This is a genomic window from Brevibacillus brevis (genome assembly GCF_900637055.1).
GTDB lineage: Bacteria > Bacillota > Bacilli > Brevibacillales > Brevibacillaceae > Brevibacillus > Brevibacillus brevis.
In genome coordinates this window covers 5,795,053-5,818,950 of the sequence record NZ_LR134338.1, presented here as the reverse complement: position 1 = coordinate 5,818,950, position 23,898 = coordinate 5,795,053, and the positions used below count along the sequence as shown (strand labels likewise).

The following is a 23,898-nucleotide window of genomic DNA, read 5'->3' as shown; positions in this document are numbered from 1 at the left end:
TCTAGCGCTGCCAGTTCGGTAAAGGCAAGAATCAGATACCCGATTGCCAAAAGCCATAGGGCGAGAATTCTGAGGTCTTCCTCTTCAAATGGCATACAAACTCCTCCTTTTTCTCTTGTTAGCACAACATATTCAAGAGGGAGGGCAATGGTTTAGCTTATGGCTGGTATATCATCTTGCGGGTCATTCCGCCATCTACAATCAGTTCAGTACCCGTAATGAAATCGTTGTCTTTTTGCGTCAAAAATAGGCACGCACGGGCAATATCATCGGGTGTACCTACGCGACCTGCCGGATGCTGGGCATGATCCCCGGGGCGAAGAGCGGCATAATCGCGGTGTTCAATCCAGCCGGGAGAGATCGCGTTGACACGAATTCCATCGGGACCGAGTGAGACACCAAGCGCATGTGTTAATGATAAAATGCCTCCTTTGGAAGCCGCGTATGCCTCTGAGTGTGGCTCGGACATGTGCGCCCGCGTCGAACAAAGATTAAGGATTGCGCCTCCGCCATGGCGACGCATGATTTTGGCTGCTTCTCTCGATGCGAGAAAGACACTGCGCAAATTTGTATTCAAGATATGGTCCCACGCTTCGACGGTCAGTTCATAGGGAGATTCCCAAACGGACAAGCCCGCGTTGTTGATCAAAACATCGAGCCGCCCCCAGCGTTCATCGACGGTTCTCATTAAATGTTCGATCTGCGCTGGAACGCTGACGTCCATGTGCTCAAAGTGTGCCGTGCCTTTCACTGCTTCTGTCGTGTTGATTAGCGAGGTAGTTTCTTCTCCCGCAGCGCGATTGTATTCGGCGATGACGACATGTGCTCCTTCGGCAGCATACATAGTAGCAATAGCCCGTCCAATGCCTTGGCCACCGCCAGTGACGATGACAATGTTATCCGTGTATTTCATCGAGAGCGCCTCCAAACAATAGGGTATGAAGCGAACTGTAAAAAGTAATTGCAAAATGTTCGTAACGATAATAAAGTAAGTAGTATCTTTTGAACAACGTACTATACAGTATGGAGGAGATTCAACCATGAGTACAGAAGTGAAAATTTCCGCTGAACAGGTAATGGAAGCCCGTCACAGCGTGCGTAAATACGATCCAAATGAAAAAATTCCACAAGGCGAGCTGAACGAAATCCTGCGTCTTGCAGCAAGCGCACCATCGTCCTGGAATTTGCAGCATTGGCGTTTTCTCGTCGTGACCGATCCTGCTATCAAAGAAAAACTGCTCCCAATCGCATACAATCAGCAGCAGGTAGTGGATGCTTACGCTACCATCATCATTCTCGGCGATCTGGAGGCTTACAAGTCTGCTCGCCCTGTTTATGATGAAGCATTGGCAAAAGGATACGTTACAGAACAAGTGCGTGAGACCATGATCGCGCAAATCGAAGGGGCTTACAATAACAACCCGGAAATCGCTCGTGATGAAGCAATCCGCAATTCGTCCTATGCAGCGATGCAGCTCATGCTGGCGGCAAAAGCAAAAGGATACGACACATGCCCAATGGGTGGATACAACCGTGATGCGCTCATTAAAGAGCTGAACATCCCATCCCGCTATTTGCCAACACTCATGCTGACTTTGGGGAAAGCAAGCGTGCAAGCTTATTCGACTTCCCGTTTTGGCCTCGAAGAATTGGTCATTCAAAACAGCTTCTAATATCGTGTTCCAACAGAAAAAAACTCATCCACGCCTCATACAAATGCGGCAAGGGTGAGTTTTTTTGTAAGATCTTTCCCAGGGAGCTATTCGCTCTTCCTGCCTTATTGATTCGCCAACAACGGTAAATCCACCATAATCGATGTTCCTTGACCAAGGGCGCTGCTGACGGAAAACCGCCCGGCATGGAGTTGAATGATTTCTTTGCAGATCGCCAATCCCAGACCACTGCCGGAGAGCTTGGAACGTCCCTTGAAAAACTTTTCTGTGACATGCGGCAGGTCTTCCGGGTTAATGCCTTCACCAGTATCCGTGACGGTGACAAGGAGCCGATCGCCTGACAAGGAAGCTGCGATGACAATCGAGCCGTTTTGTGGTGTGAATTTCAGCGCATTGTCCAATAGATTCACAAATACTTGCTTGAGTCTATTCGCGTCTCCCATAACCATTAGTGGAGTAGGGGGAGTCTCCAGCTTCAACTCGATTTGTTTCGCATTGGCACGTACTGAAAATTGAAGATGCAAATCATGGAGAAGCTCCCGGACATCCATGCGTTCGCGAGACAATTTCATCTCACCGGATTGAAACTTCGAGAAATCCAGCAATTCCTCGACGAGCCCGATCAAACGATCTGTCTCCTTGGAGATGACTTCCAGACCGAGCATCGTCTCTTCAGGCTCTTCCAGACCGCCGGAAATGAGTGTTTCGCCCCATCCTTTAATCGACGTAAGTGGGGTACGCAGCTCATGAGAGACAGAGGAGATGAAGTCATTTTTCAGCTTTTCGTTTTTCCCGATCTCCGCTGCCATGTAATTGAATGTATCTGCGAGGGTTCCTACCTCATCATCGAATCGTTTTGGCGCCCGGACAGCGAAATTTCCTTCCGCCATTTGTTTCGCCGCACTCGTTAAATCTTCGATAGGGTCGACGATTCGTTTTGCCATGAGCAGGCTGAGCGCAAAAGCGAGGACGACTACGCCTGTCCCAACGCCAGCACCGTACAAGGCAATGCGATTTACAGCTTGATAAAGCGGTTCAGCGGAGATCGTGTACCGCAGAACACCTACAAATTCTCCGCTGTACGTAAGCGGATTGGACACCGCGATGACACGCTCCCGCGACTGTGGACTGTTCCCGATGTAGAGACCACTTTGTCCTTTGATGGCATCCATGACGTCAGGGGTATTGATGATCTCACTGGTCTGAAAGCCGTAGGAGTTGAGAATGACTTTTCCTCCTGGGTCCAAAACCTCAATTTTGGCGTATTCCTGATTCGAAACATTCTCCAAAATGTAGCGTGCTTTGTCTTTTAACCGATAGCCAGTGGCGTACTTGTTAATAAAATTGGTGAAGGTCGTGCTGCGGGTTACTAATGCTTCGGTCGCAGTCCCGATGTAATACGTATGAACGGCCCAGTAAAACAGTCCTTCCAAGAGCAGTACGATCAGAAGGAGGATTAGGCCAAAATGAAGAACCAGCCTACTCTTAATGCCTTTCATCTGGGACGTCCTTTCGCCACAGGTAGCCATACCCCCAGACGGTCTCCAGGAAAGCTGGATGAGCCGGATCGTCCTCGATTTTTTGCCTTATTCGGCGGATATTCACATCAACGATTTTTAAGTCCCCGACGAAAAATTGACCCCAAACTGCTGTCAAAATCTCGTCCCGACTGATAGCTTTGTTCGCGTTTTCTGCGAGTAATTTGATGATGGCAAATTCTTTTGGCGTGAGGTCAATTTCTTGATCCGCCCGAATCAGCTTGCGTTCATCGAGCAGCAGCGTGAAGGGGGCAATGTTAATTTCATTTTTGTCCTCGGCCTCAGGGATGGGTGTCAATCTGCGGTGCAACGCTTTGACACGGGCCAGCAGTTCCGCTGGGCTAAACGGCTTGGAGACGTAATCGTCCGCCCCGAATTCGAGACCCATGACTTTGTCTAGCTCCTGGCTTTTGGCCGTCAACATAATGATTCCGAGGCGCGGATATTTTTTTCGCAGCTGCCCGCATACTTCGAAGCCATCGATGCCGGGGAGCATGACGTCGAGAATCGCAATGACGATGTCCGATTGTTGATCTGCGAGATCAAGTGCCTCTTCTCCGGTGCCAGCCTCGATCACCTCATAGCCCTCGCGCTTGAGATTGATGCGCACAAAATCCCGGATGGATTTCTCGTCTTCCAGTAATAGAACCTTCATAGGGCAAATCTCCTTGATAAGGATTTACTATTTCACTTTATTCCCGGTTCGTCATCGGCTTGTAGAGCTGACGAACTTCCTCTGCGGTAAGCTGCATGGAACGATATTCCGCGAGAGCAGCCTTTCCAAGGGTAGGTGTCGTTTGCGGTAAAATGGCGATCAAGACTTGTTTTCCCTCTTCCTTCAGCAAAATGTAGGGCACTTGCTTTTGCTTCAATCCGCTTTCAAATTTGGTCCATTCGTTTTGAGGGATGCTTTGGAGCGTTAGTAATTCAGCCTTATTTTTGCCATTCGCTCCGTAATAAAGGAATCGAATGAGCAGTGGATTCGTATCATGGTTGATGGAGATGGTGTATTTTTCGCCCCATTTTGCCGGAATCTTGAGGTCAAACCCTTGTGTGTAATGTTGATAGTGATCTTCGATATGTTTCAAACCCGTTTTCCCGTCCCATTGGAAGTAGGAGGAGACCCAAGGGATTTCCGCCATGGCCAAATCCTCTGTCCCTGCGGGTTGTATCTTCGTGCCGATCTCGATGATGCCATCACCGTTGATATCTTCACTTTCCAAAGAATATGGCTTGAAGGTCAGGTCCATCTCTCCTTCTATTTTTGCCAAAGGGTTGGACAGTTGTCCATTGTCCCAGAGGAGTAGTTCAGTGGAAGCAGAGTGAGCACCTAATCCAGCATCAATAAATAGTCCGTTTCGGGTTGGCGATGCTTTACCGATGATAGCCTGATAGTAACCATTCACATATCCGTCAAGGGCTAGCTCTGTCTTTTTTGCGATTGTGCCGTTCGCCGCCCCATATAGCTCGGCTTTGGATGTGAAGTTATTTTTGTCGAGAACAACGAGAGCGAGATCCGCGTGATCATCTCCTGTCAAATCGCCTACTGCCATTATGGTATAGGGCTGCTTCATCAATTCCTGGGTCATATTATTCGCTAGCGAATAAACGGAGAGCTCCTTGTTCAAATCTTCGCCGCCCCCCATTCCAATCAGCATTTCTGGAATGTTATCACCTGTGAGATCTTGAAAGGAGACGTAGTCCAATTCGCTGCCGACACCAGTAAAGGAGGAGAGCTTTTCCCAGTTTCCTTGCTTTTGGGTAAGCACAAGCACACCGATTTCGTAATCGGTTTTTTCGGTTTTGTAAAAAGCGACGACCTCTGCAACCCCATCCCCGTTTAGATCCTGTAGGGAGACGGCACTGGCTTCTGCGGGATGAAGAGGAACAGATAATTGCGACCCAGCCGGCAAAAATTGCATGACGGCCTGATTGATCGATTTTTGATCGCCGTCTGCTGACGGGGCGCGCATCAATTCATTGGGTGTATCTGTGAGTCCGCAACCGCTAACAAGCGAGGCGCAGAGTGCTGTCGTTAAGAGCCAAGCCTTTTTCATTTCAAATGTTCCTTTCTGTTGCTGCATCCATTTGACTATATTGTAGCTTGCCCATCCCGCAAAATTGTTGCAAAACGGTAAAAAAAACCGTTTTCGAGCTTTCCAAGAACGAGCGAACATGTTCTAAGCTTCCTTATACAGGAAAAAAGTGCGAGAGAACAGGGAACATTTTACTAGCAACAATTGACCTAGCAATTTCGTTTAAAAATGTAGGATAGGAGTTGGATGTTATCTATACGAAGGAGGAGAATAGGATGAAAGCATGGCACAAAACGATGGCGGCAGTTCTTTGCAGCGGCGCAGTTCTCATGGCTTCGGGCGTTGGAGCTGACCCGGTTCAAGCGAGCGGCATCCAATCGCAAGCGTACGCGCCGGTAGTCTTATTGCAACCAGAGCAAAATATCCCGTTCACGATCCAATTTGTCGATGGATTTGTGGCAAAAGTAACGAATACAAAAACAAAAGCGACGAGTACAGTAGATATATCGGACAATAAGGCTACGTATGTGAAGCAAGGAATTTATCATGCCAATGGAAAGCTGCAAAAGGCAACCAATGGCTATACGCAAAAGCTGGTGGAGCTGGTGCCATTCCTGGATGCGAAAGGCAACCTGCGCTACATGGGCAAGCAAACCTTGCATGGGCTGAATACGGAGGATCGCTTGGCAGTGGCGACCAGTGTGTGGAACATCGTCGACAAACAGCCGCAGCTTTTACAGGTAACGGTTCAAAAAGCAGACTGGGACAATATGCCGTCGCCAGACGAGACGATCAATAGCGGCTTTAGTATGGGGAGCGATAGTACCTTTGTCCTTGATACGAAGTATGCAGACGTGACCGGAGACGACATCAAGGATCACATTTTGCTTGTAGGCGATAAGATGGGCGTATCGATGAATCAGACGGCCAAAAACCTGCGTGTCGTGGTTCTCGAAGGAAAGGATAATCAGCAGACGTTTATCTCTGTAGGAAAACGCGACAGCGGTATTCTTCCGAAGCTCGCCATCACGGATGGCAATGCCGATCAGGTGAAAGACATCCTCGTCACGATGCCGACTGCGACAGGTCATGTGTACAGTCAGCTTACGTGGAAAGAAAATCGCCCGCAGCCAGTCGTCGAGCAGGGGAAATTAAATGATCGTCAGGCGTACCAGCCAGTCATAGGGGTTTATGGCGAAGCGGTTGGGATGAATAAGGCGAAAAAACAATAGTGGAGTAGGCGTGGAGGAAATCAGTCAGAGTGAAATCTGGCTGATTTTTTTATGCTAATTTGTAGGTTTTATGCCATCTTGAATGAAAATGTGCGGGGATTTTGAAAAAGTCATTCCGAAAAGAGAAAAGGTTTTCTTTGGGTTTTTTAAATCGTAATAATTACGTTTTGTATTGACTTTGGATATTTCGATACACTATGATAACGATTAAATCGTAATTGTTACGTTTTGATAAAACCAAAAAGGAGATTCCAGCATGAACATGATCGAAAATAAAATTCCCGTCACAGTCCTAAGCGGGTACTTGGGAGCGGGCAAAACGACGCTGCTGAACCATGTCCTGAACAACCGGGATGGGCTACGAGTCGCCGTGATCGTGAACGACTTGAGCGAAGTAAACGTAGACGCCTCTCTTATTCTCTCGGGCAGTGGTCTTTCACGTGTGGACGAAAAGGTCGTGGAGCTGTCGAATGGCTGCATTTGCTGCACCTTGCGAGAGGATTTGCTGACGGAGGTAGAGCGTCTGGCTTTGGAAGGACGGTATGACTACATACTGATTGAATCGACGGGAGTAGGCGAGCCGGTTCCTGTCGCCCAGACTTTCACATACGTAGACGAAGAAAATGGCATCAATTTATCGTCCTTGTGCCGCTTGGACACGATGGTGACCGTAGTGGATGCGTACCGCTTCTGGCATGACTTTTCGTCTGGCGAAAACCTTTTGGACAGAGGGCAGGCAGTTGGCGAAGAAGATACCCGTGAGGTCGCGGATCTTTTGATCGACCAGATTGAATTCTGTGATGTGTTGATTCTGAACAAATGTGATCGTGTCGCTCCAGACGATTTGATACAGCTGGAAGCCGTTCTGCGCAAGCTGCAGCCAAATGCACGCTTCATCCGCGCTGTTCGTGGGCAGGTAGACCCGCAAGAAATTTTGAATACCAACCTGTTCGACTTCGAGACTGCCAGTCAATCAGCGGGATGGCTTGCTGAGCTGCAAAAGGAAGAGCATACACCTGAGACGGACGAGTACGGAATTTCCTCCTTCGTTTATCGCAGACGCATGCCATTTCATCCAGCCCGTTTTGAAAAGTGGTTGGAGGATTGGCCAGAGGAGGTCGTGCGTGCCAAAGGCTTTTTCTGGTTGGCGACACGAAATGACGTGGCGATGACACTTAGTCAGGCGGGACCATCCATCGAAATTGGAGCGGCAGGCTATTGGACAGCAGCGTTATCGGCAGAAGAGCAGCAAGCCATTCTGGCAGAGGAGCCGGACTGGCAGCAAACATGGCATCCCGTTCATGGAGATCGAACGACAGAGCTCGTCTTTATCGGGATCGATCTGAACCAGGAGCTAATCGTGAAGCATCTCGATGCATGTCTCCTGAACGATGAGGAATACGAGGCGGACTGGAGTGAGCTGCCCGATCCACTCCCAACAGCAGATGCTGTTATCGAGACGACATTGTAACCAAAAAAGAGGAGGCTGACATCCATGCGTGTGAACATTACCCTGCAATGCACGGAAACCGGAGATCGCAACTATATCACAACCAAAAACAAGCGGAATCATCCCGAGCGATTGGAGCTGAAAAAATACTCCCCGCGACTAAAGCGCTATACCCTTCATAGGGAAACAAAGTGATTCCGAAAAATGTCTGAAGACCATAGGCACACTGCCCAACACCTTCTTATCACCAAAACATAAAATGTACTTGTGTCTATCAAATGAAAAAACCTTCCCGGATGCGCGATGCGATAAAAGAGCATGAAGCGGTTACGATGGGCACCGCTTGAATGAGAAGAATCGGTCCTTTTTTGCAGGAACTTGATGAGTGTGCTGCAAGTCCTAGCTCTTAAACAGGAGAGGGTTCGGTATGAAAATCGTGATCATCGCCCCCGAGCAAATTCCCGTCCCCCCCATTCTTGGGGGGTCCGTCGAAATTACGATTCTGGCGATCGCCAAAGAATTGAGTAAGTGGCACTCGGTCTCGATCATCAGCAGAGCGCATCCTCGTTATCCGAAGTATTCTGTTATCGATGGGGTGCAGATTTATCGGGTTCCTACCGGCAGTCCTGCGAAATATTTGACCCATGTGAAAAAAATCTTGAAAAAACGCCGATTTGACGTTTTGCAAATTGATAACCGCCCGGAGTTCGTCAGGCCGATTAAATCGATGTTTCCGAAAGCTACTGTGTCCTTGTATCTTCACTCGTTGACTTTTGTCAACTTTCCCCATACCAGCCGGGCAGAGACTTTGGCCGGATTACGAAAAGCAGACTTGATTATCACTAACAGTTCATCGCTTGAAAGTCGGCTTTCTGCTCGTTTTCCTAGTATGTCGAGAAAAATCCGGGTTGCATGGCTTGGCGTTGATACATCTCGCTTTTCCCCTATTCAAAAAACCTCTTATCCCCGTGCCTTCACCTTATTGTTCGCAGGCAGGCTTATTCCACGCAAAGGCGTTCCCATATTGCTGCAAGCAGCTAAGCTCGTGAATAAACAGGTAGCCCAACCTGTCAAAGTAATGATTGCAGGAGGATCATCAACAAGCAAATATGCAAGACAATTGCAGGCGCTCTCGCGTAAATTTGGCGTACATGCCGAATTTCTAGGTACGATCCCTCATTGTCGTATCCACCGCGTGTTTAGAAAAGCCGATTTGTTCATTTGTCCTTCGCAGAAGCATGAATCGTTCGGCCTTGTTAACGTCGAAGCGATGTCTTCCGGATTGCCAGTCGTTGCTTCGAAAAACGGGGGCATAAAAGAAGTGATTCAGCATGGCCGTTCTGGATTGCTGATCAATCAATATAAAAATCCGCAAGCCTTCGCCGATGCGATCTGTTCGCTGATCATGAATAGGCCTCTGTATTTGAAAATGAAGCAAGAAGCTCGTCAAATTGCCTTGGAGAAATTTAGTTGGCGAGCAACAGCCGATAGACTCAACCAAATTTACGAGTCTGAAAAAGCTTTACAAAAGAATGAACTCCAAAATGAAGACCATAACAATCCCCGCAATACCGTCCACGAGTATGGCCAATGTCTCGGCACGATAAGCGGTGGTAAAGCTCGATTTGGAGAAGTGGGACACGATCCAGAAATAAAAGACGTTAACAAGGCTGACGATCATAGCACCGCTGCCGATTGCCATGAATGTCAAGATTTGCACGAATGGCATGTCCACGATTGGAGCTGCTTTGATGACTGCCCCCATAGCATTACCAGCACCCGAGTTTTCCAAAATGTTGCCGATCTGTGTACCGAAAATGACGAGTCCGATGGGAGTGATGATTCCACGGAAGCCTCTTTCGATTTCTTTTCCGCTATCGGCTATCAAAGGCTTGTCGATGCACTCATATACGGTTAACACAATACTGCTGAAGTGGACAATCAGGATTTCAGGCTATAAATCCGCATAACCTGCTCGGCTGTTTGCTCTAGAAGTGAAGCCGCTTCGTGCATGGATTGATCCAGCGTCATCGGTTTGTTGGTGATGCTGACAACGGCAGAAACGCCTTTTTCATAAAGGGTGTCGATGCCATTTCCAATGGAACCCGCGAGGACGATGACGGGAATGCCGTATCGTTGCGCGACTTGGGCAACTCCACATGGCGTCTTTCCTTGGGCCGTCTGGAAATCGACTTGTCCTTCGCCAGTGATAACAAGATTGGCTTTGTCCATGGCTTCTGCGAGTCCGGTCGTCTCAATCACAATCTCAATCCCGGAACGCAGCTGACCATTCAGAAAAGCGAGAAGGGCACCAGCGACACCACCCGCAGCACCTGTGCCAGGCAAATCGTGAATGGCTATGCCGCGGGTCTTTTCGATCAAGTCAGCGAAATGGCGCAAATGATCATCCAATTGGAGCACCATTTCCGGTGTGGCTCCCTTTTGCGGGCCAAAAACGTGAGAAGCGCCATTGGGTCCAATAAAAGGATTGGTGACATCACACGCGATGACGAAGTGACAGTCAGCTAGCCGCTTATCAGCCTGGCTCGTATCAATACGGCTCAGTCGTGATAATTCACCACCTCCAAAAGAGAGTGGCTGATCGTCTTGGTCGAGGAGCACATATCCGAGAGCTTGGAGCATGCCAGCACCTCCGTCATTGGTTGCGCTGCCACCCAGTCCCAGAATGAACTTGCGGCACCCCTGATCCAGTCCGGCTGTAATCAACTGACCAAAGCCATAGGTCGTCGTGACAAGCGGGTTGCGATCTGCGGCAGAAATCAAGTAAAGACCAGAGGCAGCAGCCATTTCGATCACACAGGTTACACCGTCACCCAAAATGCCAAATTCAGCAGCAATGTCCTGTCCGAGCGGGTTTTTTACGGTGGCGGTCAGTATTCTTCCATCTGTGGCATCGACCAAGCATTGCATGGTACCTTCGCCGCCATCAGCCATCGGTTTCACGGTGAGTTCACTTTGCGGGAGTGCGCGTCGAATCCCTGAGCGAATGGCTTCGCCCGCTTGTTTGGCAGTCAGGCTGCCCTTAAAGGAGTCCGGAGCAATTACAATTTTCATGACGGTGTTCCTCCTATCAAAAAGAGGGTATTTTCCCCATGATAAAAAAAGACTGTCCCCCGCGTCTAGGCGAGAAACAGTCTTGGTTGTGTCAGGCGTTCTTTTTCAAAGCCATTTCTTCTGGCTGCGATGTTTTCGAGAAGAACATTTTCATCATTGGCGGAGTGACGATGGTCGTCAAGAGTACAACGACAATCAGGACAGCAAACATGTCTTGTGTGAGCAAATTGTTCTCCAGACCAATGGCAGCGATAATAAGGGCGACTTCCCCACGAGATACCATGGCAGCACCAATGGCCATCGAGTTTTTCCACGGGAAGCCTGTGATTTTTGCACCAAAAGCACCACCGATGAGCTTGGAAACAATCGCGATGACGCTCAGGAGCACAATCAGTCCGAGGTTTTCCAAGATGCCAGAGAACTGTGCCGTTACCCCGATCGAGGTGAAAAACACTGGTACGAAAACCGAGTAGCTGATGGTTTCGACCTTGTGGGTTACTTCTTGCTTGTAATTGGTCAAGCTGATGGCAACACCGGCGATGTAAGAACCGATGATAGCAGCAACCCCTGTATATTCAGCAAAGTAAGCGAACAGGAAACAGATGATGAGCGCTGCGGAAATGACCGATTCTGTAACCTGCAACGGAGCGAATTTTTTCAAAACCCAAGGGACAACCTTCCAGGAAAGAACGATGACGATGGCAAAAAACGCGACCTTTTTCAAAACCACCATGCCAAGATTCACGTCGCCGCCAGCAAAGCTCATCAAGAAAGCGAGTGCCAAGATGACCAAAACGTCATCAATAACAGCGGCTCCCATGATTGTTGCGCCTTCTCTTGATTTTAGCTTGCCCAATTCCTTCAATGTTTGTACGGAAATACTTACACTGGTAGCAGAGAGCAACAGGCCCAGGAAGATCGCTTCGATGTTGGGGAGGCCAATCGCAATTCCGGCACCATAACCGAGTGCGAGTGGCATGACAATCCCGGCAACACCTACGCTGGTTGAAGACTTGGCGGTGCGTTTGAACTCATCAATATCCGTCTCTAAGCCCGCGATAAACATGAGCAGGATAACCCCGATTTGGCTAATTTCCTTGAGGATTTCTGTGTCTGTGACCAGCCCGAGAACGGTAGGGCCTAAAACGATACCGATGAGCAGTTTCCCCAAAACGGATGGCTGCCCCAATCGTACGCTGATATCACCAGCGATTTTGGAAGCGATCAAAATGACAGCCAGCTGAAAAATAAGCATGTGGTTTCCCCCTTTTTACGAAATAAAAAAGAGCCGTGATCACAGACTTCTTTTTGTCGGCTAAAAAAAGACAAAAAGAACCCTATGATGACAGGCTCCTCCAGTAACGAATTGAATATTCACTTACGATTTACAAACATTTTAGCATATTGGGCAGAAAAAGTAAACATTTGATGACAAATGCTCTCCTGCGTGTGAAGATAGAGCAAAAAACCGGAGGAGAAGCAGGTTTGAAAAAAATTAGCAAAGAGAATGCAGAGCATTATATCTGGGGCGATCAATGCGACGGCTGGCATCTGGTCAAAGGCCAAGAGCTCAGCGTCATTCATGAGCGGATGCCCGGAAATACAGCAGAAGTGCGCCATTATCACGAGCGGTCGCGTCAGTTTTTCTTCGTGCTGTCAGGACAGGCTATGCTGGAAGTGGATGGCGTTCGACATGTGCTGGGCAGGCAGGAAGGGGTAGAAGTGCCTCCGGGAGTCAAACACCAGATGAAAAACGAGGGAGCAGAGGATGTGGAATTTCTCGTGATCTCGCAGCCGACAACAAGAGGAGACCGTATCCAGACAGATTAAAGAAAGCCTGACCGTCATAAGAGGCGGCCAGACTTTTCTATGCGTCAAGCTTATTTGAAATTAGTGAAATCGGACATTTGTGCGAAGATATCTGCCAATGCATGCATTCCTTCGAGTGTTTGATAAGCGAAAATAGGCAGACCCACAACAAACAACAAAGCTTCTCCGATATATTTGGCGATCATATGATCAACCTCCTTTTGGATGTTCGTTACGCTACGCGATCCAAAACAAAGGAACCATATGTATCCATTTCGCCGTCTGTATGCTGTATGCGCCTGAATAAGCGAAGGCGCTGCGGTTGCCTTGCCGCCATTGGATAAGTCTCAACCAACAACGTGTTAATAGAAGGTCGGTACGTATCCGTGACGTTCTGATGTAGAGCCCGGTTTTGCAGGTAACACTGTCTGAGACAAAAAGCAGAAGTGAAGCATCCTACAAAAAGCGCGACCAAGGCGAAGAAATCTTCCAGCGAAAACAGCAGCAATAGCATATCTTCCATGGCGTTTCTCCTCCTTTCGTATTCATCATTCTACTCTTGTTCACAATATCGAGCAACCCCGAAAAATCATGAGAGCGGATACATTGCCAAACTGCCAACTATTTCAATTTGCTAATCGATAGATTGACTCGGTAGTTCCCAAAAGGAAGCAGGGCATCTAAAAAATGATTGAGGGCCTCTTGATCTGGAACATGTACCACCATGGTGTAGCAGCCTTCTCCGCTAATGCGGTGGGCTTCGACGATCTCGCTGCGACTTTTGATAAAACGAGTGAAGAGAGAATGATCGGTAGTGGTCATGAACATGGTGACGAGAGCAGTGAGGAATGGGGCGATTTTACTCTCATCAATGAGCGTTGTGTAGCCTTGAATAATGCCTTGCTCCTCCATTCGTCTAATGCGGTTGCCGACGGCTTGACCGCTTAGATGGACCTGTTCGCCGATGTCCTTCCACTGCAATCGGCTGTTTTTGCGTAGCAAGGCAAGGATGGAGAGATCGATTTGGTCTAGCATGCGTATCTCCTTTCACGGCGAAAGTCGGTAGCCAGCAATCGTTTCGCGGCAACCGTTCATAACCTTATAAAATAAACGTACATCCATTATAACGATAACGAGGAAAGGAAGAAATGACATGCAGATTCAGCTTGTACGACATGCTACCTTGCGCGTGGAATATGCAGGGCTGACATTTTTGGTCGATCCGATGTTTAGCTCCAAGGGCGAAATGCCAGCAGTACCAAATACGCCGAATCAGCGTCCGAATCCAGGAGTAGAATTGCCCATTTCCGTGGAGGAGGTACTCGCTGGCGTAGACGCCCTCTTGGTGACGCATACCCATTTCGATCATCTCGATGAAGCGGCCATACGCCTTCTCCCGAAGCATTTGCCTGTCTTTTGCCAGCCACCGGATCTGGATAAGCTGGTACAGCATGGCTTCGAACAAGTCATTGCCATCGAAGAGGAGTATACATGGCAAGGGATTCACCTACATCGAACAGGTGGTCAACATGGAACAGGAGAAATTGGACAGCAGATGGGGCCAGTATCTGGCTTCGTTCTGGGGCGAGCTGGTGAGCCGACGCTGTATGTGGCGGGGGATACGATTTGGTGTGAAGAAGTGGAGCAAGCTGTTACAGCGTATCGTCCAGATGCGATCGTCGTTTTCGCAGGTGCGGCCCAGTTTTTGACGGGAGACCCGATCACGATGACGCAGGAGGATATCGTCCATATCGCAAATGCCGCGCCCGACAGCCGTATCCTCGTTGCCCATATGGAAACATGGAACCATTGCTTGCTCAGCCGCCGGGAATTGAATGAATGTTTGCAGGAAAAACAGCTGTCCGGACGCGTACATGTTCCGCAGGATGGCGAAATCATCTCTTTTTAATGAGTGAACCGAATAGTAATGAAAAACAAAAGCTCCGCAGGTCATAGCGGGGCTTTTGACGTTGTCGAAAAAAAGGCTTATCCATCATTTGACAAACAAAAACGAACGTAATAAACTATTTTTACGTAAATGATTAATGTCATGAGGTGTTGTTGTGGCGCACGAACAACTGGAAACATATGTAGTCGAGAAACCGGAACAGGCGATGGCGCTATTGAACCCGCTCCGTGCCGAGATATTAAGCCGTTTGGCAGAGCCTGCTTCGGCAGCAGAAGTCGCACGTGGGATCAATGAAATCCCGCAGCGTGTCAATTATCACTTGAAAGCCTTGGAAAAGGTCGGATTGGTCAGGCGGGTAGGGAGTCGACAGGTGCGCAATCTCGTCGAGGTGCTTTATTTGGCGATTGCGCGGACGTATGTGCTCTCGGAAGGACTGAACTGGGGCAACGATACCATTCAGCAAATGAAGGATCAAGGATCGTTGTCTCATCTAGTCCAAACAGCAGAACGAATCAAGCGTGATGCCATGCTTTTGCTGGAGCGCTCCGATCAAGAGGTGGAGGTTCCGAGCGCCTCGCTGAATGCGAGTATTCAGCTAGCCAGTGCGGAACAGCGCAGTGCTTTTGTAGAGGAGTACGTCCAACTGGTGAATCAGCTTGTGGCGAAGTATCAGCCAAAAGAAAAGGGACAAGAAACGTATCAGGTCGTTCTGGCGGTTTATCCAAAACAAGGAGGAGACGAGGCATGAAGGCACAAGCTGTGGAGTCAAACAAGTCCAAACCCGTAATCGTTTGGGAAAGTCGAGTCCAGCCTCAAACCGATCAGGTCATTGCCATGCCTGCCCGAAACGGAAATGGGGTTGCTGTCGAAAGAGAAGCAGCTGTTCAGACATGGTCAGTGGGGCCGGCGAGTAATCCGGCAGTGGTGACGCAGGTTTCATCTGGATTTAACAAAAAATCAGTGGCGGTTCCACAAGCAACCAGCATGCGTATGGCCGCGTAAAAAATCGAGCGTAAACAAGCGAAGGAGGGCTTTTTCATGAATCTCATTCCGGTAGTAGTCGAGCAAACGAGTTATGGAGAGAGGTCCTATGACATTTACTCCCGGTTGTTGAAGGATCGCATCATTTTTCTCGGCAGTGCCATCGATGATCAGGTAGCCAATGCAGTCGTAGCTCAGTTGCTGTTCCTGGCAGCAGAGGACCCAAAAAAAGACATTCACCTTTATATCAATTCGCCCGGGGGCTCTGTCACAGCAGGGATGGCGATTATCGATACGATGAGTTTCATTGCGCCTGATGTGTCCACGATCTGCACAGGGATGGCAGCGTCTATGGGCGCGATGCTCCTCGTAGCAGGAGCGCCGGGCAAACGCTATGCGCTGCCCAATGCTGAAGTGATGCTCCACCAGCCGTGGGGAGGCAGTCAAGGACAGGCGAGCGATATTAAGATCGCGGCAGACCGTATTCTACGACATCGCAACATGCTGTATACGATTATCGCGGAGCGTACGGGGAAGACAGTCGAGCAAATCGAAAAAGATGCAGACCGCGACTATTTCCTTACTGCCGCAGAGGCGCTCGAATACGGCTTGATTGATAAAGTGATCGAAAAATTGTAGAGATGGGGGTACCGGGGTGAAGATCCTATTTTTGGGGGGAACGCGTTTTATCGGGCCACATGCAGTGAAGCGCTTGGCAGAATCAGGTCATGAGGTTGCTGTATTTAATAGAGGGATTAACCCCGGTGCTGCTTCTCTTCCGCAAGGTGTCGTTTCTAGCAGTCTCCACTTTGCGAGAAGCGCTATCCGTTCCGAGGGGCCAGACCAGATCGTGAAGATTATGACAAGGTACTCGTGGAGCGAGCCGTGATGGGGCAGCAGAGTCTGCCAGGCACGATTTTGCGCCTGCCGATGGTGTATGGCCCGCATGACTATCAGCATCGCGTCTATCCGTACCTTCAGCAGATGCGAGACGGACGTCCGTTTATTTTGCTCGATGAAGGCTTTGCTTCTTGGCGTTGGGCACGCAGCTACGTAGAAGACATCGCGCATGCCATTTACCTGGTGGCGACCGACGATCGAGCAAAGAATCAGATTTACCACGTAGCAGAAGAGCAATGCTTGTCGATGAGAGAGTGGATTGAACGAATCGGCAGCGTTTATGGTTGGGATGGCAAAGTAATGACAGCGCCTTCTGCTGAGTTGCCGACCGAATGGGTCCCGCAGATCGAATCGAAGCAGCATATTCAGCTGGATTCAGCAAAAATCAGGAGTGAGCTGGGGTATACAGAACAAGCTACCGCAGAGGAGTCTATGCGACGTACGATTGCATGGGAGATTGATCATCCTCCTGAGAACGTTTTGCAAGGAATTGACTACAGCGTAGAGGATAAAGTGGCTGCGAAGCTCGGAGTTTAGCGTACCGAATGTTCAACCGTCAGGATTTTTCCTGGCGGTTTTTTATCTGCACACGAACGTGATTAAAGGATTAAGTTTTAGTGACTTGTTCTATGAAGTTGTTCAATTGCTCCATAGCGTTGTTAAAATTCATAAAAAAGATATCTATATCCGTAACGGTATACTTTTCAAGTAATTTCTCAGGTTTCGTAATTAATGTGTAAAGATTTATATCTGTCTCATCTTGCTCAGGGTATACATAGATGAGTAGATCGTCAATTCGCTCTCTTAACTCAATGATTTGATTTGCGGAAAGTTCTGCCGCTATATGTTCTTCTGTCAACAAATCATTAAGCTGCCTTGTTAGTTGGGTTAATTTGCGATTCGCGTCAAATAATTTTGCGATGATTTGTTCATTGTAGTGTTTTGCAAAGTAGAGCGAGATGATATTTTCTACACTTTCATAAATTTTCATCCTGCTATTTCCTTGTTTATACCCACTAACATACATTTGAAGTGATTCCAATGTGATTTCTTTTCCATTAGCGTTACCTAAAAAATCACTGATAGATCCTACGTATCTATAGTTATTAAATACATTTTCTGAGTAGGTGTATGCAAGCATTCGGATTTCATCTTCATTGATATCGGCTGCATCCTTATTGCATCCGGAGGTCAACACTAGAATCAAGGATAGCATGATTAGTATCTTTTTCATTATTACCGCCCCTTCATTTAATTATATTATAGAGACTGAATTTTCCAACTCCATCAAGAAAACAGGTGTCCTCTATAAAGGGAACACCCAAATTTTAGCATTATCCTTTCCAATATTCACCTGTAGAGGTGAGTGGATTTAAGTACTTCACTCCCGTGTTCCAAGATATATTAAAACCTCCACCGCCACCTGATACGTTACCACCTATCCCTGTAATTGAAGTGCTTGTCCAAGAATGGTCATATTGTAAATAGACGCGCTCCTTTTTGTTAGTTGTAACTTTTTCAAGTACAGCGGTTATCGTGCCATTTGTAACATATCGATCATTAATCCAAAAGCCAACACCTGCGTCCGTAGCGCGTTTTGCTAACGCCACCTTACCACGTTTTTTATCAGTTCTTGTATCGAAGAAAGCTTCTTCATCACCCAAACCATTCCATCCTTGGATGACAACCCCATCAACGTCGATTGGCATACTTTTTTTATTATCTGTATAAACACCTACGAAATCGTATGGTTCACGTCCGACAAAACCTTCATTCTCATCCCACTCCCAATATCCAACAAACACATATTGATCACTTTCATCATCGTAAACAATTCTATCAGTAAACGTAAGCCATCCTTCCTCGTTAGATAAAGCCTTGATCGGTTTTCCATCTTCACCATCTGAATTTACAACCTTCAAATTACTGTACTTTTCTACTGTTATTTTCATTGCCTTATCAAAATCCTTCGTTTTTCTTACTTGCTCTCGTAAGTAATCTAATTTTTCGTTAAGTTTTTCAAGTTTTTCTTGTTTTACTGCTTTCTCGTATTTTGCGTCAACTTTTTCAGTAAAAGCCATACTTGGAACAGTGAGCAATGACATTGAAAGTGCAAGAGGTGTAATTATCTTAGAAAAATTACCTAACATTAACTCATCTCCCTAATTATGGTATATACTTCGTTTGCGTTCTACTATTTCTTGATTGTTTGTTCAATGTATTTTGTTGAAAAATAAAAAGATTACCACAATTTAATCTAACGGTTTTTTGTTTGCACATCAAATTGTTTGAAGGAAGGAGAAGCTGGGAATGAACATGAGTATCAGATGACGGGAGGCTCACCTTGTGAAAATCAGAACAAAAATTATCCTGGCTTTTGGTGTCATATTGGCAGTCTTGTTCGGTTCAGGTACGTATATGTACGTGCAAATGTTAGCGATGAAGGCATCCTACACAAAAATTATCGAAGAGGAAAAATTGTTGACGGACCTGCGTGAAATGCAGTTTATCATGACAGGTCGAAACAATGACGAACGTGCCTATTTGTTAACGGGCGATGAAGAGTTTCGGATGGAATTGAAGGAAAAGGCAGCAAAGGTGGACAGCCTGTTTGCTAAAATGATCAGTTCTCTTGATACTTCTCACCATCGTGAGGAAATGGAGGAGGCTGAGAGACTATATAAGTCTTATCTGGAGTCGAGTAATAAAGCAGTAGATGCAATGGATAAAGGACTTCGTGAAGAAGCCATCTCTCACCATTTCGGCCAGGAACGGCAATCGAGAAAAGAAATGGATTCGGTTGTGAGTGGATTGGTTGAAGAAGTGCGTAATGAAATCGAAGCAGATCAACAGGAGTTGGCAGAGAACGAAGGAATTTCGGCCATGATTCAGTTGTTTTTTAATGTAGCGGGAATTCTCGTCGCGATTGTGGTTGGCGGTTTTCTGATTCGCTCGATTGTGGCACCGCTGCATCGGGTGAACAAACAGCTTCATGATATCGCTGACGGAAAAGGGGATTTGACGCAAGAGCTGACCGTCTTTTCAAAAGACGAGATTGGACAGTTGGCAGGCTCATTCAACCGGATGCTTGCCAATTTACGAGAGTTGATTTCTCAGGTTCGCGGGCATGCCCAGCAGGTTGCAGCCGCAGCTGAACAACTGACAGCGAGCTCGAAGCAAACGAGCCAAGCTACGGAACAGATCGCCATCACGATCCAGGAAATGACAGAAGGAACGGACAGGCAATCCCAAAACGTAGAGGAGAGTCAGCAGGAAGTCGAAGAAATATCAGCTGGAATTGAAAAAATTGCGGCACGTGCGCAAAGTGTGTCTGCTGCGGCTGCCAGTACCTCAGAGCTGGCGACAGAGGGGGATCGAACCATCCAGCAGTCGGTATCCCAGATGAACGGGATCGGAGAAACGATGGAGCATTTGACTGCACTGGTAGGTGGTTTAGGAAAACGCTCCGAGCAAATCGGCCAAATCGTCGAAGTCATTACGCAAATTTCAGGTCAGACGAATCTCTTGGCATTGAATGCTGCCATCGAAGCGGCGAGGGCGGGCGAGCATGGCAGAGGCTTTGCTGTCGTGGCAGATGAAGTGCGAAAGCTGGCAGAACAGGCATCTGCATCGGCACAAGAAATTTCCCAGCTGGTAGCGTCGATCCAGATGGAGACGAACGAAGCGGTCCTCACGATGGAAAAAGGCTCTCAAGAAGTGGCAGATGGTATGGGGGGCGTCGCAAGAGCAGGAGAAGCGTTCTCTCAAATTCGCGATGCTGTTGTGGGCGTGACGAATGAAATTCAAGAAGTATCGACTGCGGCACATACCCTTACGGAAAGTACAGGCAAGGTCGGACAATCGATGCAGATGATCGCCACTGTAGCGCAATCGGCTGTCTCTCTCTCGGTGGGAGTCTCGTCTGCTACAGAAGAACAGCTTGCCTCGATGGAGGAAATCTACTCCTCGGCCGCATCGCTGGCGAGCCTTGCGGATGATTTGGAAAAGCTGATAGGCCATTTCAAGGTATAAAGCTTCGCCACAAGAAATACCCCTTAGAATCGACAGAATGATTCTGAGGGGTTTTTTTTCGTTTACGCCAATTTCCACAAAGACAATCTTCGGTACACAAGAAAAACCACGAGATTCCCCACTGCCGCTGCCAAAAAGACAGCCCAAGGCCCCAATGACAAAGTCATCCAGCCCGAACCATAGATGGAGAAGACAATCCCGAGCTTGAAAATAGAGCCGGTGATCCCGCTAATTCTCCCGATCATGTGGGCAGGGGTAGTCTCTTGACGGAAGGTCCAAATACAGACGTTTTCAATCGTGCTGATCAGACCCGTGAGAAACAGAGACAGACAGAGCATCCACGTACTTTTCGCGAAAACCATGAGCAAATAAGAGCAAGCAAGTAGCAGGATGGTCATGCCCATGATGCGGCCGATGGGATAGCGCCTCCGCAGATAGGCAACCACTGAGCTGCCGAGAAGACCGCCAAGTCCAGCGACGGAAAGCACCAGCCCTAATGTGGAATTATCCAGCTTCAGGTGATCCTTGGCAAAGAAAATGATCATGGCGTCATACATGCCCGAGGTGGCATTGAGAAAAATCACGAGCACCGTAATTTGCCATAACGGTCGATTTCCCAAAAGCTCCTTCCAACCATTTTGCAACTCCTGCCAGAAGCCGCCCTGAGTGGGGGCAGGCGCATCGGTACGATCTAAAAACGATATGGCGATAAAAGCCAGTAAATAGGCTGTACCCGTAATAAGCAGCCCGGTGTGCAGTGCCGACAGAAGCAGGATAAACCCGGTAATCGCCGGCCCCATAATTTCGATAAACGTGCCCATAAAAGAAAAACGAGCATTGGCTGAGGTTAACAGTGGGGTAGGGACCACTTGCTTGATCATGCTGACGCGTGCGTTGTGAAAGCCGTAATGAAACGCCATCAGGAAAAAGCCAGCCACATAATAATGAATGACCTGTGCATGCCCGGATTCGGTCAGTCCATATAGCAAAAACAACAAGACCATCTGGCCAAAAACCATCCATTGCGACCAGCGTTTTTTAGAAAAGCGATCGACCCAGACACCGATGAACATCGCGAGCAGCAGATTAGGCAAAAACTCAATGCTTTTCATGGTCGTCATGGCAACTGGCGATTGGGTCATGTCATACAAAATCAGTGGCAAGGCTAGTTCGTACACCTTTGCTCCACACGCGATAAAGGTGGAAGTGAAAAAGAGGACGAGAAAGGGCCGATTCCGCCAGATCGACATGCTTTCGTGTGATTCAGGCTTCGTGGCGGGGGTGTGGTAAGGCACTGGCATGAAAAAACCTCCTTCTTCGATCTCATTGTAGCTAGAAAAAGGGGAAGAAAAAGGGTAAAGTGTTTGATGAGTATGGACCCCTTTTTGGATTCGACAGCGACTGTTTACGTAGAAAGAGTGATGATCTCGATGCAAAGTGCCTACTACTACTTGCGCTTGCGCCAGCATTTTGCCTCTGCCGCAGAGGGTGAACAGCAGGAGATTACGCTTGCCGAGCTGGCTCGGATTTTTTGTTGCACGATTCGCAATGTGAAAAAAGTCATCAAGCAAATGGAAGAGCAGAAGTGGATTGAATGGAGCCCGGGAAGAGGACGAGGCAATGTCTCACGGATTATCTTGCTATACGGGATCGAGCAGATTGTTTTGTCCATCGCCCAAGAGCGTATACAAGATGGAGATTTGGAAGGCGCCATGCAGCTCCTAAGTGATTTTGCCATCACTGCCAAGGGGCGGGAGCATTTTTTTGAGTGGCTCTCTGGGCAGTTTGGCTTTATTCAGGAGGAAATCCGTGAACAGAAACTGGATACGCTTCGCATGTCCTTTTACAGGCCGATTCCGGCTCTTGACCCTGCCTTTGTCAACAGGCGTACTGAGTCCCATATGGTGAAGCAACTATTTGATACTCTCATTCGGTATGACGAAAAAATCGATGCATTCATCCCGCATCTCGCCCATCATTGGGAGGTAAATGAGAGCCGAACAGAATGGACCTTTTATTTGCGCAAAGGGGTATTTTTTCACCACGGGCGTGAACTGACAGCGCATGATGTCGTCTGGACGCTCGAGCGCATTGCCGATCCGAAGACGGGGTCTCCCTATCGCTGGATGCTGGAAGATGTAGAGAAGGTTACTGCGGAAAAAGAGACGGTGGTAAAAATCGTGCTCAGACGTCCCAATCAATTGCTGCTATCCATACTGGCAGCGGATCGGCTTTCGATCGTTCCAGGAGATGTCATTCAGGAAAAGGGACAAGCCTTTAGCCGATTACCTGTGGGCAGCGGACCTTTTTCATTGATAACGAATGACTCGCAATTGTTCATTTTAGAGGCTGTCCCCACGTATTTTCTCGGAAGGGCTCATTTGGATCGGGTAGAGATTTGGATTGTTCCCCAAAACAATAAAGATGTGCGAAACGAGGATTACTTTTCCAAACGAGGAGAGGTGCACTTCCAAACCTTCTGGAATAAGCTCGGGCCGATGGAGCAGTGGCAGGAGCTGCAAAGCGTGGAGAAAGGCTGCACGTATCTCGCTTTTAACCTGAATCGCCCTGGACCACAGCAAGATATCGCATTTCGGCAAGCGCTGGATCGTCTTATCGTGCGCGAGAAAATGATCAAGGAGCTGCGTGGCAATCGATATGCGCCTGCTTACGGATTTTTACCTGAGAACAAGGATGTGCCTGGTGAGGCAGCGGGCTGGGATGGGGTCTTCAAAGGCTGTCCCGATCATCGTCTTTACCAAGGACAAACGATGCAATTGTATACGTATGAAGGAGCAGGCAACGAAAATAATGCGGAATGGTTACAGAAGCATTTGGCGGATTGTGGCATTTGCGTCGATGTGACCGTCTTACCGATTGAGGAATTGAAGAAGCCCGAAATCATCCAGCAGGCAGATATGGTGGTTGCGGGTGAAGTTTTTGATGAACAGTGGGTGCTGGGGATGGTGGAATTCTTCAAGTCGGATGTCAGCTTTTCCCGACAACTGTGGAACCCTGCCTTACGAGAGCGAATCGATCAAGAGCTGAGTGCTTTGATGCTGGAGAGGGAAGTAACAGGGCAGCGTCATCACTTGCAGGAGGTCGAGAGAATTTTGCGTGAGCAGTGCGCGATGCTGTTTTTGTACCATACACGCCAGCATTCTGCTTATCATTCGGCTCTGGCTGGTGTTTCGTTGAATGCGCTTGGACTTGTCGACTACAAAAATATTTGGTTTCGGCAGTAATCGTGTAAGATGAGTCTG

The 23,898-nt window shown here is 48.1% G+C and carries 26 protein-coding genes; 14 read left to right on the top strand and 12 right to left on the bottom strand.

From position 1 onward, the window contains the following. Positions 1 to 157: 157 nt before the first annotated feature. A complete protein-coding gene (locus EL268_RS28225) occupies positions 158 to 913 on the bottom strand; it encodes an SDR family NAD(P)-dependent oxidoreductase (protein ID WP_106652608.1) in 756 nt (251 codons plus the stop codon). Between the two features lie 127 nt (positions 914 to 1,040). Here EL268_RS28225 and EL268_RS28220 point away from each other — a divergent pair, with 127 nt between their 5' ends. Continuing rightward, positions 1,041 to 1,673 (top strand): nitroreductase family protein, encoded by a 633-nt coding sequence (locus EL268_RS28220; protein WP_106652609.1) that lies wholly within the window; start codon positions 1,041 to 1,043, stop codon positions 1,671 to 1,673. Between the two features lie 104 nt (positions 1,674 to 1,777). Here the strand turns inward: EL268_RS28220 and EL268_RS28215 are convergent, their stop codons facing one another. From EL268_RS28215 to EL268_RS28205, 3 genes are read right to left on the bottom strand one after another with little or no spacing between them, the layout of a single operon-like run. Beyond that, entirely contained in the window at positions 1,778 to 3,172 is a 1,395-nt protein-coding gene (locus EL268_RS28215) for a sensor histidine kinase (protein ID WP_164724535.1), read from the bottom strand. Continuing rightward, on the bottom strand, positions 3,159 to 3,866 hold the full coding sequence (locus EL268_RS28210; protein ID WP_106652611.1) for a response regulator transcription factor: 708 nt from the start codon (positions 3,864 to 3,866) through the stop codon (positions 3,159 to 3,161). The genes EL268_RS28215 and EL268_RS28210 overlap by 14 nt, the downstream gene beginning before the upstream one ends. Before the next feature lie 37 nt (positions 3,867 to 3,903). Next, the gene (locus EL268_RS28205) at positions 3,904 to 5,268 is read right to left on the bottom strand and encodes a hypothetical protein (protein WP_106652713.1); all 1,365 of its coding nucleotides are present in this window, start codon (positions 5,266 to 5,268) and stop codon (positions 3,904 to 3,906) included. Between the two features lie 254 nt (positions 5,269 to 5,522). On the opposite strand from EL268_RS28205, the gene EL268_RS28200 reads away from it, so the two are divergent. The 4 genes from EL268_RS28200 to EL268_RS28185 all read left to right on the top strand — a co-directional run bounded on the left by EL268_RS28200 (position 5,523) and on the right by EL268_RS28185 (position 9,847). Beyond that, the gene (locus EL268_RS28200; RefSeq protein WP_106652612.1) at positions 5,523 to 6,479 is read left to right on the top strand and encodes a hypothetical protein; all 957 of its coding nucleotides are present in this window, start codon (positions 5,523 to 5,525) and stop codon (positions 6,477 to 6,479) included. Positions 6,480 to 6,735: 256 nt separating this feature from the next. Further along, positions 6,736 to 7,950: a GTP-binding protein gene (locus EL268_RS28195; RefSeq protein ID WP_106652613.1), complete on the top strand. Its 1,215-nt coding sequence runs from the start codon at positions 6,736 to 6,738 to the stop codon at positions 7,948 to 7,950. 24 nt (positions 7,951 to 7,974) lie between these two features. Beyond that, positions 7,975 to 8,124, top strand: a complete 150-nt coding sequence (rpmG, locus tag EL268_RS28190) for a 50S ribosomal protein L33 (protein WP_049742370.1) — start codon at positions 7,975 to 7,977, stop codon at positions 8,122 to 8,124. 232 nt (positions 8,125 to 8,356) lie between these two features. Continuing rightward, positions 8,357 to 9,847, top strand: coding sequence for a glycosyltransferase family 4 protein (locus EL268_RS28185; protein WP_106652614.1), 1,491 nt, complete (start codon positions 8,357 to 8,359; stop codon positions 9,845 to 9,847). Positions 9,848 to 9,870: 23 nt separating this feature from the next. Here the strand turns inward: EL268_RS28185 and EL268_RS28180 are convergent, their stop codons facing one another. Together EL268_RS28180 and EL268_RS28175 are read right to left on the bottom strand one after the other, a co-directional pair. After that, positions 9,871 to 11,004, bottom strand: coding sequence for a glycerate kinase (locus tag EL268_RS28180; protein WP_106652615.1), 1,134 nt, complete (start codon positions 11,002 to 11,004; stop codon positions 9,871 to 9,873). Between the two features lie 91 nt (positions 11,005 to 11,095). Next, a complete protein-coding gene (locus tag EL268_RS28175; protein ID WP_106652616.1) occupies positions 11,096 to 12,259 on the bottom strand; it encodes a cation:proton antiporter in 1,164 nt (387 codons plus the stop codon). 230 nt (positions 12,260 to 12,489) lie between these two features. Between EL268_RS28175 and EL268_RS28170 the strand changes: the two genes are divergently transcribed. Continuing rightward, positions 12,490 to 12,834 carry a cupin domain-containing protein gene (locus EL268_RS28170; RefSeq protein ID WP_106652714.1) on the top strand — a complete coding sequence of 115 codons (345 nt, stop codon included), beginning with the start codon at positions 12,490 to 12,492 and terminating at the stop codon, positions 12,832 to 12,834. Positions 12,835 to 12,884: 50 nt separating this feature from the next. On the opposite strand, the gene EL268_RS33775 is transcribed toward EL268_RS28170, so the two are convergent. The 3 genes from EL268_RS33775 to EL268_RS28160 all read right to left on the bottom strand — a co-directional run bounded on the left by EL268_RS33775 (position 12,885) and on the right by EL268_RS28160 (position 13,848). Further along, on the bottom strand, positions 12,885 to 13,019 hold the full coding sequence (locus EL268_RS33775; protein ID WP_255438700.1) for a hypothetical protein: 135 nt from the start codon (positions 13,017 to 13,019) through the stop codon (positions 12,885 to 12,887). A 26-nt stretch (positions 13,020 to 13,045) separates the two neighbouring features. Next, positions 13,046 to 13,336, bottom strand: coding sequence for a hypothetical protein (locus EL268_RS28165; protein ID WP_106652617.1), 291 nt, complete (start codon positions 13,334 to 13,336; stop codon positions 13,046 to 13,048). A 98-nt stretch (positions 13,337 to 13,434) separates the two neighbouring features. Next, positions 13,435 to 13,848 carry an Lrp/AsnC family transcriptional regulator gene (locus EL268_RS28160; RefSeq protein WP_106652618.1) on the bottom strand — a complete coding sequence of 138 codons (414 nt, stop codon included), beginning with the start codon at positions 13,846 to 13,848 and terminating at the stop codon, positions 13,435 to 13,437. Positions 13,849 to 13,966: 118 nt separating this feature from the next. Here EL268_RS28160 and EL268_RS28155 point away from each other — a divergent pair, with 118 nt between their 5' ends. The 6 genes from EL268_RS28155 to EL268_RS28135 all read left to right on the top strand — a co-directional run bounded on the left by EL268_RS28155 (position 13,967) and on the right by EL268_RS28135 (position 17,140). Continuing rightward, positions 13,967 to 14,722: an MBL fold metallo-hydrolase gene (locus tag EL268_RS28155; RefSeq protein ID WP_106652619.1), complete on the top strand. Its 756-nt coding sequence runs from the start codon at positions 13,967 to 13,969 to the stop codon at positions 14,720 to 14,722. Positions 14,723 to 14,876: 154 nt separating this feature from the next. Further along, complete coding sequence (locus EL268_RS28150) at positions 14,877 to 15,470, top strand: winged helix-turn-helix domain-containing protein (RefSeq protein ID WP_017247220.1); 594 nt, start codon at positions 14,877 to 14,879, stop codon at positions 15,468 to 15,470. After that, entirely contained in the window at positions 15,467 to 15,724 is a 258-nt protein-coding gene (locus EL268_RS28145; protein ID WP_106652620.1) for a hypothetical protein, read from the top strand. Before EL268_RS28150 ends, EL268_RS28145 begins: the two co-directional genes overlap by 4 nt. A 36-nt stretch (positions 15,725 to 15,760) precedes the next feature. Next, positions 15,761 to 16,342, top strand: a complete 582-nt coding sequence (clpP, locus tag EL268_RS28140; RefSeq protein WP_106652621.1) for an ATP-dependent Clp endopeptidase proteolytic subunit ClpP — start codon at positions 15,761 to 15,763, stop codon at positions 16,340 to 16,342. A gap of 16 nt (positions 16,343 to 16,358) precedes the next feature. After that, the gene (locus EL268_RS33535) at positions 16,359 to 16,592 is read left to right on the top strand and encodes an NAD-dependent epimerase/dehydratase family protein (RefSeq protein WP_232030135.1); all 234 of its coding nucleotides are present in this window, start codon (positions 16,359 to 16,361) and stop codon (positions 16,590 to 16,592) included. Next, positions 16,592 to 17,140, top strand: a complete 549-nt coding sequence (locus tag EL268_RS28135; RefSeq protein WP_232030133.1) for an NAD-dependent epimerase/dehydratase family protein — start codon at positions 16,592 to 16,594, stop codon at positions 17,138 to 17,140. Before EL268_RS33535 ends, EL268_RS28135 begins: the two co-directional genes overlap by 1 nt. A gap of 70 nt (positions 17,141 to 17,210) precedes the next feature. Here the strand turns inward: EL268_RS28135 and EL268_RS28130 are convergent, their stop codons facing one another. Both EL268_RS28130 and EL268_RS28125 read right to left on the bottom strand, forming a co-directional pair. Next, entirely contained in the window at positions 17,211 to 17,837 is a 627-nt protein-coding gene (locus EL268_RS28130; protein WP_106652622.1) for a hypothetical protein, read from the bottom strand. Positions 17,838 to 17,937: 100 nt separating this feature from the next. Beyond that, positions 17,938 to 18,753 carry a hypothetical protein gene (locus EL268_RS28125; RefSeq protein WP_106652623.1) on the bottom strand — a complete coding sequence of 272 codons (816 nt, stop codon included), beginning with the start codon at positions 18,751 to 18,753 and terminating at the stop codon, positions 17,938 to 17,940. Between the two features lie 196 nt (positions 18,754 to 18,949). On the opposite strand from EL268_RS28125, the gene EL268_RS28120 reads away from it, so the two are divergent. After that, positions 18,950 to 20,635 (top strand): methyl-accepting chemotaxis protein, encoded by a 1,686-nt coding sequence (locus tag EL268_RS28120; protein WP_106652624.1) that lies wholly within the window; start codon positions 18,950 to 18,952, stop codon positions 20,633 to 20,635. Between the two features lie 62 nt (positions 20,636 to 20,697). Here EL268_RS28120 and EL268_RS28115 read toward each other — a convergent pair whose 3' ends face one another. Further along, a complete protein-coding gene (locus EL268_RS28115) occupies positions 20,698 to 21,936 on the bottom strand; it encodes an MFS transporter (RefSeq protein WP_106652625.1) in 1,239 nt (412 codons plus the stop codon). 66 nt (positions 21,937 to 22,002) lie between these two features. Between EL268_RS28115 and EL268_RS28110 the strand changes: the two genes are divergently transcribed. Then, positions 22,003 to 23,880 carry an SgrR family transcriptional regulator gene (locus EL268_RS28110; RefSeq protein ID WP_106652626.1) on the top strand — a complete coding sequence of 626 codons (1,878 nt, stop codon included), beginning with the start codon at positions 22,003 to 22,005 and terminating at the stop codon, positions 23,878 to 23,880. Positions 23,881 to 23,898 lie beyond the last annotated feature (18 nt).

Coding starts and splice junctions, on each gene's coding strand:
- EL268_RS28225 (WP_106652608.1), bottom strand. CDS start 913: ATGAAATACACGGATAACATTGTCATCGTCACTGGCGGTGGCCAAGGC.
- EL268_RS28220 (WP_106652609.1), top strand. CDS start 1,041: ATGAGTACAGAAGTGAAAATTTCCGCTGAACAGGTAATGGAAGCCCGT.
- EL268_RS28215 (WP_164724535.1), bottom strand. CDS start 3,172: ATGAAAGGCATTAAGAGTAGGCTGGTTCTTCATTTTGGCCTAATCCTC.
- EL268_RS28210 (WP_106652611.1), bottom strand. CDS start 3,866: ATGAAGGTTCTATTACTGGAAGACGAGAAATCCATCCGGGATTTTGTG.
- EL268_RS28205 (WP_106652713.1), bottom strand. CDS start 5,268: ATGAAAAAGGCTTGGCTCTTAACGACAGCACTCTGCGCCTCGCTTGTT.
- EL268_RS28200 (WP_106652612.1), top strand. CDS start 5,523: ATGAAAGCATGGCACAAAACGATGGCGGCAGTTCTTTGCAGCGGCGCA.
- EL268_RS28195 (WP_106652613.1), top strand. CDS start 6,736: ATGAACATGATCGAAAATAAAATTCCCGTCACAGTCCTAAGCGGGTAC.
- rpmG (WP_049742370.1), top strand. CDS start 7,975: ATGCGTGTGAACATTACCCTGCAATGCACGGAAACCGGAGATCGCAAC.
- EL268_RS28185 (WP_106652614.1), top strand. CDS start 8,357: ATGAAAATCGTGATCATCGCCCCCGAGCAAATTCCCGTCCCCCCCATT.
- EL268_RS28180 (WP_106652615.1), bottom strand. CDS start 11,004: ATGAAAATTGTAATTGCTCCGGACTCCTTTAAGGGCAGCCTGACTGCC.
- EL268_RS28175 (WP_106652616.1), bottom strand. CDS start 12,259: ATGCTTATTTTTCAGCTGGCTGTCATTTTGATCGCTTCCAAAATCGCT.
- EL268_RS33775 (WP_255438700.1), bottom strand. CDS start 13,019: ATGATCGCCAAATATATCGGAGAAGCTTTGTTGTTTGTTGTGGGTCTG.
- EL268_RS28165 (WP_106652617.1), bottom strand. CDS start 13,336: ATGGAAGATATGCTATTGCTGCTGTTTTCGCTGGAAGATTTCTTCGCC.
- EL268_RS28160 (WP_106652618.1), bottom strand. CDS start 13,848: ATGCTAGACCAAATCGATCTCTCCATCCTTGCCTTGCTACGCAAAAAC.
- EL268_RS28155 (WP_106652619.1), top strand. CDS start 13,967: ATGCAGATTCAGCTTGTACGACATGCTACCTTGCGCGTGGAATATGCA.
- EL268_RS28145 (WP_106652620.1), top strand. CDS start 15,467: ATGAAGGCACAAGCTGTGGAGTCAAACAAGTCCAAACCCGTAATCGTT.
- clpP (WP_106652621.1), top strand. CDS start 15,761: ATGAATCTCATTCCGGTAGTAGTCGAGCAAACGAGTTATGGAGAGAGG.
- EL268_RS28135 (WP_232030133.1), top strand. CDS start 16,592: ATGGGGCAGCAGAGTCTGCCAGGCACGATTTTGCGCCTGCCGATGGTG.
- EL268_RS28130 (WP_106652622.1), bottom strand. CDS start 17,837: ATGAAAAAGATACTAATCATGCTATCCTTGATTCTAGTGTTGACCTCC.
- EL268_RS28125 (WP_106652623.1), bottom strand. CDS start 18,753: ATGTTAGGTAATTTTTCTAAGATAATTACACCTCTTGCACTTTCAATG.
- EL268_RS28115 (WP_106652625.1), bottom strand. CDS start 21,936: ATGCCAGTGCCTTACCACACCCCCGCCACGAAGCCTGAATCACACGAA.
- EL268_RS28110 (WP_106652626.1), top strand. CDS start 22,003: ATGAGTATGGACCCCTTTTTGGATTCGACAGCGACTGTTTACGTAGAA.